Annotated in this window: 9 protein-coding genes; 5 read left to right on the forward strand and 4 right to left on the reverse strand. The window is 70.5% G+C overall.

From position 1 onward, the window contains the following. Nucleotides 1-20 precede the first annotated feature (20 nt). Together EF387_RS13305 and EF387_RS13310 are read right to left on the reverse strand one after the other, a co-directional pair. Nucleotides 21-602, reverse strand: coding sequence for a response regulator (locus tag EF387_RS13305; protein ID WP_128376736.1), 582 nt, complete (start codon nt 600-602; stop codon nt 21-23). Then, nucleotides 599-4627 (reverse strand): HAMP domain-containing protein, encoded by a 4029-nt coding sequence (locus EF387_RS13310; RefSeq protein WP_128376737.1) that lies wholly within the window; start codon nt 4625-4627, stop codon nt 599-601. Before EF387_RS13310 ends, EF387_RS13305 begins: the two co-directional genes overlap by 4 nt. Before the next feature lie 196 nt (nt 4628-4823). Here EF387_RS13310 and EF387_RS13315 point away from each other — a divergent pair, with 196 nt between their 5' ends. The 3 genes from EF387_RS13315 to EF387_RS13325 all read left to right on the forward strand — a co-directional run bounded on the left by EF387_RS13315 (nt 4824) and on the right by EF387_RS13325 (nt 9110). Next, nucleotides 4824-7013: a SpoIIE family protein phosphatase gene (locus EF387_RS13315; RefSeq protein ID WP_128376953.1), complete on the forward strand. Its 2190-nt coding sequence runs from the start codon at nt 4824-4826 to the stop codon at nt 7011-7013. A 153-nt stretch (nt 7014-7166) separates the two neighbouring features. Then, nucleotides 7167-8432 (forward strand): radical SAM family heme chaperone HemW, encoded by a 1266-nt coding sequence (gene hemW / locus EF387_RS13320; protein ID WP_128376738.1) that lies wholly within the window; start codon nt 7167-7169, stop codon nt 8430-8432. Nucleotides 8433-8531: 99 nt separating this feature from the next. Further along, the gene (locus EF387_RS13325) at nt 8532-9110 is read left to right on the forward strand and encodes a Uma2 family endonuclease (protein WP_128376739.1); all 579 of its coding nucleotides are present in this window, start codon (nt 8532-8534) and stop codon (nt 9108-9110) included. On the opposite strand, the gene EF387_RS13330 is transcribed toward EF387_RS13325, so the two are convergent. Then, complete coding sequence (locus EF387_RS13330; protein WP_128376740.1) at nt 9088-9900, reverse strand: DUF3097 domain-containing protein; 813 nt, start codon at nt 9898-9900, stop codon at nt 9088-9090. The two genes, EF387_RS13325 and EF387_RS13330, sit on opposite strands and share 23 nt — an antisense overlap. A 387-nt stretch (nt 9901-10287) precedes the next feature. Then, the gene (locus EF387_RS13335; protein ID WP_202918240.1) at nt 10288-10995 is read right to left on the reverse strand and encodes an MBL fold metallo-hydrolase; all 708 of its coding nucleotides are present in this window, start codon (nt 10993-10995) and stop codon (nt 10288-10290) included. 243 nt (nt 10996-11238) lie between these two features. Between EF387_RS13335 and hrcA the strand changes: the two genes are divergently transcribed. Next, the gene (hrcA, locus tag EF387_RS13340; protein WP_128376741.1) at nt 11239-12255 is read left to right on the forward strand and encodes a heat-inducible transcriptional repressor HrcA; all 1017 of its coding nucleotides are present in this window, start codon (nt 11239-11241) and stop codon (nt 12253-12255) included. Beyond that, nucleotides 12256-13392, forward strand: coding sequence for a molecular chaperone DnaJ (gene dnaJ, locus EF387_RS13345; protein WP_128376742.1), 1137 nt, complete (start codon nt 12256-12258; stop codon nt 13390-13392). Nucleotides 13393-13693 lie beyond the last annotated feature (301 nt).

Consider the following 13693-nt stretch of genomic DNA (forward strand, 5'->3'; position numbering starts at 1 on the left):
AGTGAGCCGGGGCGGGGCCTTCAGCGGCTTCGCCCCTGGCGCATCTCCTGCAGTAGGTCCTCCATGTGCCGTACGTGGTGGCGCAGTTCGAGGATGTCGCTGTGGCTGCCGGCGGCCATGTGGGCCTCGATCGCGGTCAGGCGGTCGGCGAGTTCGTCGAACTGTTTCAGTTCGCGGGCCAGCAGGCGCTGAAGTTGCTGGTTCTTGCGGTGCAGGTCGAGGAAGACACTGACCTTGGCGCGCAATATCCACGGGTCGAAGGGCTTGGTCAGATAGTCGGCGGCGCCGGTGGCGTAGCCGCGGAAGGCGTAGCCCGCGTCGGCGTCCGTGCCCGTCAGGAAGATGATGGGGACGTCCCTGGTCTGGTCGAGCCGTTTGATGTTGGCGGCGGTCTCGAAGCCGTCCATGCCCGGCATGCGGATGTCCAGCAGGACGACGGCGAACTTCCGGCGCAGCAGCGCCTTCATCGCCTCCTCGCCCGAACGCGCGCGGACCAGCGGCTCGTTCAGTGACGCGAGGACGGCCTCCAGCGCGGTCAGGTTGTCCTCCATGTCGTCCACCAGGAGGATGCCGGCGTGGTCGTCGGTGAACTCACTGCTCATGGTGACGCCTCATTCGGTCGTGCCTCACTCGGGTCCTTGGCCCCCTCGGGGTCCAGCAGGGCACAGACGACGGTGAGCAACTGGTCGACGTCCACCGGCTTCGGCACGTAGTCGTTGGCGCCCCGCGCTATGGACTTCTCACGGTCGCCGGGCATCGCCTTCGCGGTCAGCGCGACTATGGGCAGCCCCGCCCAACGCGGGGTCCGGCGGATCGCGGCGATGGTCTCGTAACCGTCCATTTCCGGCATCATGATGTCCATCAGGACGAGTTCCACGTCGGGGTTGCACTCCAGGGTCTCGATGCCCTCCCGCCCGTTCTCCGCGTACAGGACGGGCATGCCGACCCGGCCCAGGACATGGGTGAGGGCGAAGACGTTGCGGATGTCGTCGTCGACGATCAGCACCCGGCGGCCGGGCAGGACCTGACCCGCCCGGCCGGACTGCCACGCCTCCAGTTTGGTGGGTGCGGGCCAGCTGTCGTCCGTGTCGTGCGCGGTGACCGGGTCGGCGGCGGACGGCTGCTGCGATATCAGCGCCGGGCGGTCCTCCGCCGCCGGGCCGGCCGCCGTGTGGCCGGGGCTGACGACCGGTACGTACAGGGTGAAGGTGGACCCCTTGCCGGGCACGCTCTCGGCGATGATCCTGCCGCCGAGCAGCCCCGCGATCTCCCGGCTGATGGACAGGCCGAGTCCCGTACCGCCGTACTTGCGGTTGGTGGTGCCGTCGGCCTGCTGGAACGCCTCGAAGATCACCGGGAGTTTCTCCGGCGCTATACCGATACCGGTGTCGGAGACCGCGAACGCGATCACGTCCTCGCCGTCCTCGCGGCCGTAGCCGTGTTCGGGGTCCTGCACCAGGTCCACGGTCAGCTCGACCCGGCCCGTGGCGGTGAACTTGATCGCGTTGGAGAGCAGGTTGCGCAGGATCTGCTGGAGTCGCTGCTCGTCCGAGTACATCTCGCGCGGTACGCCGTCGCCGACCGTCACCTCGAAGGCGAGCCCCCGGTCCAGGGTGATGGGGCGGAAAGTGGCGTGGACGTAGTCGAGCAGCTTGATCAGGGGGAGCCTCTTCGGGCGGACGTCCATCCGGCCTGCCTCGATCTTCGACAGGTCGAGGATGTCGTTGATCAGCTGGAGCAGGTCCGAGCCCGAGCGGTGGATCGTCGTGGCGAACTGGACCTCCTGGTCGGTGAGATGGCCGTCCGGGTTGTCGGAGAGCAGCCGGGCCAGGATGAGGAGGGAGTTCAGCGGGGTGCGCAGTTCGTGCGACATGTTCGCGAGGAACTCCGACTTGTACTGGGAGGAGGTGGCGAGCAGCGCGGCCTTCTCCTCCAGTTCGGCGTTGGAGCGCTGCAACTCCGCCTGCTGGCGCTGGAGTTCGTCCGAGCGTTCCTGGAGCTGGGTGGCCAGGCGCTGGGACTCGCCGAGCAGGGACTCGGTGCGGGAGTTGGCGATGATGGTGTTGATCGCGACGCCGATGGTGTTCACGAACTGGTCGAAGAACGCCAGGTGGACATCGGAGAAGCGGGAGAACGAGGCCAGCTCCACCACACCGAGCAGCTTGTCCTCGAAGAGGATCGGGATGATGACGACACTGGCCGGCGCGGCCTCACCCAGACCCGAGTTGATCTTTATGTAGTCCGGTGGGGCCTCGTCGACGAGGATCCGCTTCTTCTCGCGGGCCGCCTGCGCGACCAGTCCGTGCACCGGAAGCCCGCCGGTCTCCACCGTCGCGCCCTGCGCCGCGCCGTAACCGGCGATGAACGCGAGACCCTTTGTGGGCACGGGTGCCCCGAGTGCCGCGCTGTCCTCGTCCGGGTCGGCCAGGTAGAACGCGCCGTACTGCGCGTTCACCAGCGGCGTCAGCTCCCGCAGGATCAGGTCGGCGACCTCCATCAGATCGCGGTGCCCCTGCATCAGCGCGGCGAGCCGCGCCAGGTTCGACTCCAGCCAGTCCTTCGCCCGGGTGGTCTCCCGGAGGTTGGCCACCATCAGGTTGATGTTGTCCTTCAGCTCCGCGACCTCGCCACGCGCCTCCACCGTGATCGAGCGGGACATGTCGCCCTGTGCCACCGCGGAGGCCACCTCGGCGATCGCGCGGACCTGCGTGGTCAGGTTGAGCGCCAGCTCGTTCACGTTCGTCGTCAGGCGCTTCCAGGTGCCGTAGACGCCCTCCACCCGTGCCTGGCCGCCGAGTTGGCCCTCGGAGCCCACCTCGCGGGCGACCCGGGTGACCTCGGAGGAGAAGGACGAGAGCGTGTCGACCATCGTGTTGATCGTCGTCTTCAGTTCGAGGATCTCGCCGCGGGCGTCCACGTCGATCTTCTTGGACAGGTCGCCCTGCGCGACGGCGGTGGCCACCTGGGCGATGTTCCGCACCTGCGAAGTGAGGTTGTCCGCCATGTAGTTGACGTTGTCGGTGAGGTCCCGCCAGACGCCGGACACGCCGAGCACCTGGGCCCGGCCGCCCAGCCGGCCGTCGGTGCCGACCTCGCGGGCCACCCTCGTGACCTCGTCGGCGAAGGCGCGCAGCTGCTCCACCATCGTGTTGACGGTGTCCTTGAGTTCGAGGATCTCGCCCCGGGCGTCGACCGTGATCTTCTTGGAGAGGTCGCCGTTGGCGACGGCCGTGGTGACCTGCGCGATGTTCCGCACCTGAGACGTCAGGTTCAGCGCCATGAAGTTGACGTTGTCCGTCAGCTCCTTCCAGACGCCCGACACCCCGCGGACCTGCGCCTGACCGCCCAGGTTCCCCTCGGTGCCGACCTCGCGGGCCACCCTGGTCACCTCGTCGGCGAAGGCGGAGAGCTGGTCGACCATCGTGTTGATCGTCGACTTCAGTTCCAGGATCTCTCCCTTCGCCTCGACCGTGATCTTCTTGCCGAGGTCGCCCTGTGCCACCGCCGTCGACACCAGCGCGATGTTGCGGACCTGCGAAGTGAGGTTGTCCGCCATGAAGTTGACGTTGTCGGTGAGGTCCTTCCACACCCCGGACACCCCGCGGACCTGGGCCCGGCCGCCGAGGTTGCCTTCGGTGCCGACCTCGCGGGCCACGCGGGTGACCTCGTCGGCGAAGGCGGAGAGCTGGTCGACCATCGTGTTGATCGTCGACTTCAGCTGGAGGATCTCGCCCTGGGCGTCCACCGTGATCTTCTGGCTCAGATCACCGTTGGCGACCGCCGTGGTGACCTGGGCGATGTTGCGGACCTGCGACGTCAGGTTCGACGCCATGAAATTGACGTTGTCCGTGAGGCCCTTCCACACACCGGAGACCCCGCGGACCTGCGCCCGGCCGCCCAACTGCCCCTCGGTGCCGACCTCGCGGGCCACCCTCGTCACCTCGTCGGCGAAGGCGGAGAGCTGGTCGACCATCGTGTTCACGGTCAGCTTCAGTTCGAGCAGCTCACCGGTCGCCTCGACCGTCACCGTGCGGGTCAGATCGCCGCGCGCCACCGCCGTGGTGACCACTGCGATGTCCCGAACCTGCGCGGTCAGCCGGGACGCCATCGTGTTGACCGCCTCGGTGACGTCCCGCCAACTCCCCGACAAACCCTGCACCTTGGCCCGGCCGCCGAGCCGTCCCTCGGTGCCGACCTCGCGGGCCACCCGGGTCACCTCGCCGGTGAACAGCGACAGCTGGTCGACCATCTTGTTCACGGCCCGGCCCAGCCGGCGCAGATCACCGCGCAACTGCCGGTTGCCGTCGTGGAGATCGACCCGCTGGGTGAGGTCGCCGCCCGCGACGGCGTCCAGCACCCGGGTGGCGTTGGCGGCGGGAGCCACCAGCGCGTCCAGGATCTGGTTCACCTCGTGGACCCGGGAGGCCCAGGCGCCCTGTCCGGGGCTGGCCGAGACCCGTTCGTCCAGCCGCCCGTGGCGCACCAACTCCCGCCGTACGCGCTGCACTTCCGTGTTGAAATGGGTGCTGCGGTCCACGATCTGGTTGAAGACCGCGTTCAGCTCGGCCACCAGGCCGTGACCCGCCTCCGGCACCTTGGCGAAATCGCCGTCCCTGGCGGCTGTCATGGCGGCGAGCAGAGGACGCAGATCTGATGCCCGAATCTGTCCGTCTTCGAGCACTTGCGTAGCACTGTTCTCACTCATGAGGGCCCACTTCGGTAACTCGGCGCTTATGGGCGCGGCCAGTCTGTCACCCTGGCCGTGTCGCCTGAGGCGTCTTTGTCCGAACTGCTCAGGGAGCCGCACAGTGGGGGCCATTCCTATGCAACGGGTCTCCGCGCGGGCGGGCCTGCCCACCACGGTCCGCACCTCGCTGCCGGGCACACCGCTCGCCCCGTCCGCGGCCCGCCGTTTCCTGCGGGCCGCGCTGGCCGACTGGACCGAACTCGGCATCGAGGGCCTCGGTGGCCTCCTCGCCGCCGACGCCGTCGTCGTGGTCAGCGAACTGGTGACCAACGCCGTCGTCCACGCCGGCACGGACATCGAGTTGCAGTGCCGGCTCGACGAGGACGAACTACTGGTCATCGAGGTCTGCGACCACCACCCCTCACGCACCGTGCGGGACGAGGCCGGCCCTTACGACAGCGCCGAGTACGGCCGCGGACTGCGGCTCGTCGCCGCGCTCGCCGACTCATGGGGGATCACCTACCGGCCCGGCAGCAAGACGGTGTGGGCCAGGCTGCCCGTCGGCGGGGCCATCGCCCTCATGGACGACGTCGTGGACAACGTCATGAGCAACGTCATGGACGACGTCGTGGACGAACGGACGGCCTACGCGGCGGTACCGCCGACAGCGGACGCCGATCCGCGGCCAGGCCTGCCCGTCGACCCGCGGACCGGGCCGCCGCCCGCCGATCCGCGGACCGGGTCGCCGCCCGCCGACCTGCGGACCGGGCTGCCGTCCGCCGACCTGCGGACCGGGCTGCCGTCCGCCGACCTGCGGACCGGGCTGCCGCCCACAGACCTGGCGACCGGCCCGTACGCCGGTCCGCATGCTTCCCCGTACGCCGACCCGCATACCGCCCCCTGCGCCGACCCGAATACCGTCCCGCACGCCGGCGCGGGCACCGGCACCGCGCTCGCGGCGGACGGGTCCCTCGCGCCGGCGCCCAGGCGCAGCACGCAGGACCAGGACTGGCACAACCGCGGTGCCCTGTCCTTCCTGGCCGAGGCTTCCGACCTGCTCGCCGGACAGCTCGACGAGGACCTGGTCGCCGCCCTCGCCGGACAGCTGCTGGTGCCCCGGCTCGCCGACTGGTGCGCGGTCTGGCTGGAGGACGAGGTCAGCGGGCGCGCGGGCTGGGGTGCCGCCGACCGGGGCATCGCCGTCGGGCCGCGCCTGGCCCGGGTCTGGCACGGCAGCGAGAACCGCATCGAAGAACTGCGGCGGGCGCTGGAGAAGGACCCGCCCCGGCTGCCCGAGACCGCCCGCTCCGGCGCCGTGCCCGTGCCGTGGCCGGGTACGGCGCCGGGGGCCCGGGACGTGCAGGGTACGGCGCTGGCGTACCGGCTGATCGCCGGCGGCCGGCCGCTGGGCACCCTCGTCATCGGGCGGGCCGGACTGCCGCGCTTCCCGGACGAGGTCACCGGGCTCGTGGAGGACTTCAGCCGCCGGGTGGCGCTGGCCATCGGCGCGGCCCGGCAGTACGCGCGCCAGGCCACCATCAGCCGGGTGCTGCAGCGCGGACTGCTGCCCGGGGCGGTCGCCGAGATACCGGGAGTGCGCAGTGCGCTGGTGTACGAGCCGTGCGACAAGGGCGGACCGAGCGGTGACTTCTACGACCTGTTCCCGGCCGGGCACGGGCGCTGGTGCTTCGCGGTCGGGGACGTCCAGGGCAAGGGGCCCGAGGCGGCGGTCGTGATCGGTCTGGCCCGGCCCTGGCTGCGGCTGCTCGCCCGCGAGGGCTACCACGTGGCCGACGTACTGGACCGGCTGAACCAGCTCCTCCTCGACGATGCCACGGAGGCCTCGGACGCCGCCGCGCGGGCACTGGTCAGGGCGGGGGCGGGCGAGCTGGCCGTGCCCGTGGACGGGCCGCAGACCCGTTTCCTGTCCCTCCTCTACGGCGAGCTCGAACCCTTCGACGGCGGAGTGCGCTGCACCCTCGCCTCGGCCGGTCATCCGCTGCCCCTGCTGATGAGCCCCGACGGCGGCGTACGGGCGGTGGCCCAGCCACAGGTGCTGCTCGGGGTCATGGAGGACCCCGGATACACCTGCGAGACGTTCGAGCTGCGGACCGGCGACAGCCTGCTCTGCGTCACCGACGGGGTGACCGAACGACGCTGCGAGAACCGGCAGTTCGACGACGGGGACGGACTGGCCGCGGCGCTCGCCGGCTGCGCCGGGCTCGACGCGGAACTGATCGCGGAGCGCATCCGGAGACTGGTGCACGAGTTCGGGGAGCAGCCCCCGGAGGACGATCTGGCGCTGCTGGTGCTGCAGGCCGAGTAGGGCCGGGCAGGGCGGAACGAGAGGACCGAGGAGGGCAGAGCCAGGCCGCCGAGCAGGACCCAGTAGGGCTGACCAGGGAGGACAGGACCGACCTGAGGAAGGCCGGGGGCAGGGCCGAGCGGGACCTCTCGTGGGTGCTGGACAATGGAAGGCATGCCTTCCGCACTTCCCGATGGTGAGCCCGTACCCGAGGACGGGGCGCTGCCCGCCCACGCCCTGGCCGATGGGGGTACCTCCCAGGCCCTTAAGGCACTGGGGATGGCCGAGCGACCCCTCGGGTTCTATCTGCACGTCCCGTACTGCGCCACCCGCTGCGGCTACTGCGACTTCAACACCTACACCGCGACCGAGCTGCGCGGCACCGGCGGGGTGCTGGCCTCCCGGGACAACTACGCCGAGACGCTGATCGACGAGATCCGGCTGGCCCGCAAGGTCCTCGGGGACGACCCGCGGCAGGTGCGGACCGTGTTCGTCGGGGGCGGTACGCCGACGCTGCTCGCCGCCGGTGATCTCGTGCGGATGCTGGGCGCGATCCGCGACGAGTTCGGCCTCGCGGACGACGCGGAGGTGACGACGGAGGCGAACCCCGAGTCCGTCGACCCCGCGTATCTGGCGGCGCTGCGGGAGGGCGGCTTCAACCGGGTCTCCTTCGGGATGCAGAGCGCGCGGCAGCACGTGCTGAAGGTCCTCGACCGCACGCACACACCCGGAAGGCCCGAGGCGTGCGTGGCTGAGGCACGGTCGGCGGGGTTCGAGCACGTCAACCTCGATCTGATCTACGGAACGCCGGGGGAGAGCGACGACGACTGGCGGGCCTCCCTGGACGCGGCGCTCGGGGCCGGGCCGGACCACGTGTCGGCCTACGCCCTGATCGTCGAGGAGGGGACGCAGCTCGCGCGGCGGATCCGGCGCGGTGAGGTCCCGATGACGGACGACGACGTACACGCGGACCGCTATCTGATCGCCGACGAGGTGCTGTCGGGGGCCGGGTTCGAGTGGTACGAGGTGTCCAACTGGGCCACCTCGGACGCCGGGCGGTGTCTGCACAACGAGCTGTACTGGCGGGGCGCCGACTGGTGGGGGGCCGGGCCGGGGGCCCACAGCCACGTGGGCGGAGTGCGGTGGTGGAACGTCAAGCACCCGGGCGCCTACGCGGGGGCGCTCGCGGCGGGGCGTACGCCTGCGGCGGGGCGTGAGCTTCTGTCGGAGGAGGACCGGCGGGTGGAACGGGTGTTGCTGGAGCTGCGGCTTCGGGAGGGGGTGCCGCTGGATCTGTTGCGGATGGAGGGGCTTGCGGCTGCGCGGCGGGCGCTGGGGGAGGGGCTGCTGGAGCGAGGGCCGTACGAGGAGGGGCGGGCCGTGCTGACGCTGCGGGGGAGGCTGCTGGCGGATGCGGTCGTGCGGGACTTGGTGGACTGATCGCTCGGGCGAGTGAATCGGTGCGGAACGCCGGTTCGGTCCCTAACCTGGTTCGTAGGCTGCCGCTTACAGCACGCGGCGAATGTGGAGGCCACGGAGATGACCGCTGTGGACGAACGTGGAGTCGCAGAGTTCTTCGAGGGTTTTGAGCCGCCCGACGGACTCAAAGTGGAGCTTCTGCGGGGGGAAATCGTGATGATGGCCAGCCCTGATCTGGTGCACAACCTGATCGTGCTGCTCACAGAGCGGCAGATCCCGCTGGATCGCTGGTATCCCCTCCAGACCCAGGATGTCGACCTCGTTGATGAGGCAAGCGAGCCGGTTCCGGACCTCGTGGTCGTGGCACGTGGCGTCCTGCCCGGTTCGGGGCGTTTGCTGCCGTGCCAATTGATCACAATGGTCGTCGAGGTCGTCTCCAAGACCAGCGTCCACCGGGACTACGGCGTCAAGCGTTCGATCTACGCCGCAGGCAACGTGCCTGCCTATCTCATCGTCGATCCGATCATGGCGCAGTGCGTTCTGTTGACCAAGCCAGAGGGGAAGGGCGAAGACGCCGACTACCGGACGCAGCACATCGCAAAGTTCGGCGAGCCGCTACCGCTGGACATGCTGGGCGTTGAGCTGGACACCGGCGAGTTCGGAACCTTCCCCGGCGTCAGGCCCCACCGCTACCCGTAACGAAATCGATCAACTCCTCCACCCTCCCCAACAACTCCGGCTCCAGGTCCTTCCAAGAGCGCACCGAGCCCAGGATCCGCTGCCAGGCCTCGCCCGTGTTGGCCACCCGCCAGCCCAGCTCCCGGCACACCCCCGTCTTCCAGTCCTGTCCGTGCGGGATGCGTGGCCACTCCGCGATGCCCACGGCCGCCGGCTTCACCGCCTCCCAGATGTCGATGTACGGGTGGCCCACCACCAGCGCGTGTTCGCTGGTCACCGACTGCGCGATCCGCCACTCCTTCGAACCCGGCACCAAGTGGTCCACCAGGACGCCCAGACGTGCGTCCGGGCCGGGCGCGAAGGACTCGACGATCGACGGAAGGTCGTCCACGCCCTCCAGGTACTCCACGACCACGCCCTCGATGCGCAGGTCGTCGCCCCAGACCTTCTCGACCAGCTCCGCGTCGTGGCGGCCCTCGACGTAGATGCGTCCGGCGCGCGCCACCCGGGCCCGGGCGCCCGGTACCGCCACCGACCCCGATGCCGTACGGGTCGGGCGTGCGGGGCCCGAGGCGGGACGGACCAGCGTCACCACGCGTCCCTCCAGCAGGAAGCCGCGCGGCTCCAGCGGGAAGACGCGGTGCTTGCCGAAGCGGTCCTCCAGCGTGACCGTCCCGGCCTCGCAGCGGATCACCGCGCCGCAGAAACCGGTGCCCGGCTCCTCGACCACGAGACCGGGCTCGGCCGGGACCTCCGGCACGGGCTTCTGCTTCTTCCACGGAGGGGTCAGATCCGGCGAGTACTGGCGCATTCGGATGACGATAGGAGAACCGGTGCGCGGGCGCCCGCGACACACCGAAACGAGCCGGCGAGACACCGAGATGTGCCCGCGAACACCCGTCGTGCCCGCGAACGCGGAGATGTCCCCAAGAACACCGAGTCGTGCCGACGCACCGCCCAGACTGCCCCACCGGACTGCGCCCCACCGGACTGCGCCGCACCGGACTGCGCCCCACCGGCCTGCCTCAGGGCGGCTGCGCGACCCCGGACACCGGCTGCACCACACCGGACCCCGGTCGCACCATCCCCGGACACCGGCTGCACCACACCGGACCCCGGTCGCACCATCCCCGGACACCGGCTGCACCGCACCTGACACCGGTCGCACCGCCCCGGACACCGGCTGTGCCCCACCGGACTACGACACGCCGAACCGCTCCGCGAGCGCGTCCCGCTGCGCCCGCACATACGCCGCGTCCACCGCCGCCCCGTGCCCCGGCACGTACACCGCGTCCTCGCCGCCGAACCCCAGCAGCCGGTCCAGGGCCGCCGGCCAGTGGGAGGTGACCGCGTCGGGGCCCGCCTGGGGCTCCCCGGACTCCTCCACCAGATCGCCGCAGAAAACGATCTCCGGGGAGGTGGGCACCAGGACCGCCAGGTCGTGCAGGGTGTGGCCCGGGCCGACGTTCGCGAGCAGGACCGTCAGGCCGCCGAGGTCCAGGGTGCGTTCCCCGGTCACCTCATGGCGCGGGCGGACGAGGAGCTCCGCCGCCTCGGCGGCCTCCGTCGGGTCGAGGCCCTCGCGCACGGCGTCCGCGCGCAACTCCTCCGCCCTCAGGGCCGTCCCCACGCCCACCGCGCCGAACACCTCCACCCCGGCGAACGCCGCCGCGCCGAAGACATGGTCGAAGTGCGGATGGGTCAGCGCGAGATGCGTCACACGGCGGCCACGGCCCAGCAGCCGTTCCGCCTCGCCGCGCAGCCGCGCGCCCTCGCCCACGCTCGACCCGGCGTCCACCATGAGCACCGCGTCGTCGCCGACGACGAGCCCGGCGGTGCAGTCCCAGACCGGCAGCCGGCACCGCAGCACCCGGTTCGACAGCTCTTCCCACGTCACATTCGTCACGCCGATCTTCCCAACTCGCCCTCGTACGATTCCGTCGGCTTGCGCAGACCGACCAGTACAGACCGGTCCCGACCCGTATACCTCGGGACGACACCGGGCAGTACATCGGCGTGACCGCCCTTGCCGGGGCCATACCTCCCGGCCGTACACTGAACGATGCTGGCACTCGCACGCACTGAGTGCCAAGCGAAGCACCGGGCACAGGGACGGGGCGCCGGGACGATCAGCTGGAGGTGTGCGCGGATGCTCAGTGAACGCAGGCTGGAAGTGCTGCGCGCCATCGTCCAGGACTACGTCGGCACCGAGGAGCCGGTCGGTTCCAAGGCGCTCACCGAGCGGCACCGGCTCGGTGTCTCCCCGGCGACCGTGCGCAACGACATGGCGGCGCTGGAGGACGAGGGCTACATCGCGCAGCCGCACACCAGCGCCGGCCGCATCCCCACCGACAAGGGCTACCGCCTCTTCGTGGACCGGCTCGCGGGAGTCAAGCCGCTCACGGCGCCCGAGCGGCGGGCGATCCAGAACTTCCTCGACGGCGCCGTCGACCTGGACGACGTGGTCGGCCGGACCGTACGGCTCCTCGCGCAGCTCACCCGGCAGGTCGCCGTCGTGCAGTACCCGTCGCTCACGCGCTCGACCGTGCGGCACGTGGAACTGCTGGCGATGGCGCCCGCGCGGGTGATGCTCGTGCTGATCACGGACACCGGGCGGGTGGAGCAGCGGATGATCGACTGCCCGGCGCCGTTCGGGGAGACGTCTCTCGCCGATCTGCGCGCTCGGCTCAACAGCCGGGTCGCGGGCCGCCGCTTCACGGATGTGCCGCAGCTCGTGCAGGACCTGCCGGAGGCCTTCGAGACGGAGGACCGCGGTACGGTCGCGACGGTGCTCTCCACACTGCTGGAGACGCTCGTCGAGGAGACCGAGGAGCGGCTGATGATCGGCGGTACCGCCAATCTCACCCGCTTCGCGCATGACTTTCCCCTCACCATCCGGCCGGTGCTCGAGGCACTGGAGGAGCAGGTCGTGCTTCTCAAGTTGCTGGGCGAGGCGAAGGATTCGGGCATGACCGTACGCATCGGTCATGAGAACGCCCATGAGGGGCTCAACTCCACGTCCGTCGTCTCGGTCGGCTACGGTTCGGGCGGGGAGGCAGTCGCCAAGCTCGGTGTGGTCGGGCCGACCCGCATGGACTATCCGGGAACGATGGGAGCAGTACGCGCAGTGGCACGTTACGTCGGACAGATCCTGGCGGAGTCGTAAGTGGCCACGGACTACTACGCCGTACTCGGCGTGCGCCGCGACGCGTCACAGGACGAGATCAAGAAGGCGTTCCGGCGGCTCGCGCGCGAGCTGCACCCGGACGTCAACCCCGATCCGAAGACGCAGGAGCGGTTCAAGGAGATCAACGCCGCCTACGAGGTGTTGTCGGACCCGCAGAAGAAGCAGGTCTACGACCTCGGCGGCGACCCGCTGTCCCAGGCGGGCGGCGCGGGCGCGGGCGGCTTCGGCGCCGGCGGGTTCGGGAACTTCTCGGACATCATGGACGCGTTCTTCGGTACGGCCTCGCAGCGGGGCCCGCGCTCGCGCACGCGGCGCGGACAGGACGCCATGATCCGGCTCGAGATCGAGCTGGACGAGGCGGCCTTCGGCACCACGAAGGACATCCAGGTCGACACGGCCGTCGTCTGCGCCACCTGCAACGGTGAGGGCGCGGCGCCGGGGACCACGGCCCAGACGTGTGACATGTGCCGGGGCCGCGGTGAGGTCTCGCAGGTCACTCGGTCCTTCCTGGGTCAGGTCATGACCTCGCGACCGTGTCCGCAGTGCCAGGGCTTCGGCACGGTCGTGCCGACGCCGTGCCCGGAGTGCGCCGGTGACGGGCGGGTGCGGTCGCGTCGGACGCTGACCGTGAAGATCCCGGCCGGTGTGGACAACGGCACTCGGATCCAGCTCGCGGGTGAGGGCGAGGTCGGGCCCGGTGGCGGTCCCGCCGGTGACCTCTACGTCGAGATCCACGAGATCGCGCACCCCATGTTCCAGCGGCGCGGGGACGACCTGCACTGCACGGTGACGATTCCCATGACGGCGGCCGCTCTCGGCACCAAGGTTCCACTGGAGACGCTCGACGGCCTGGAGGAGGTCGACATCCGTCCGGGTACGCAGTCCGGGCAGTCGATCCCGCTGCACGGGCGCGGGGTGACGCATCTGCGTGGCGGCGGGCGCGGCGATCTCATCGTGCACGTCGAGGTGCAGACGCCCACGAAGCTGGACCCGGAGCAGGAGCGGCTGCTCCGCGAGCTGGCCGCGCTGCGCGGTGAGGAGCGGCCCACCGGGCAGTTCCAGCCCGGGCAGCAGGGGTTGTTCTCGCGGCTGAAGGACGCTTTCAACGGTCGGTGACGCGTGGCCGTCCCGGCCGGGGGTGCAGTACGGGCGGGGTCGGGTTTTTCACCCGCTCCGCCCGCTCCGCCCCTCCGCCTCCTGCCCGTCCCTCCCCGGGCTCTCGGCTTCGCTCGAGCGGGGGGACCGCCTCTGCGGGGGTGGGGGGACCGCGTCTGCGGGGGCTGCCGCCCCGGAGATCGGGTCCCCGCTGACCGGTCCGAACGGCCTCGTCCAACGCCGGACGGGCTGAACGGAGAGGGCCTGATCTGGCTTGTTCCTTACCCTGTGTGACCCCGTGTGGCACATGCCAAGGGGGTCC

The organism is Streptomyces cavernae, from assembly GCF_004023625.1.
Classification (GTDB): domain Bacteria; phylum Actinomycetota; class Actinomycetes; order Streptomycetales; family Streptomycetaceae; genus Streptomyces; species Streptomyces cavernae.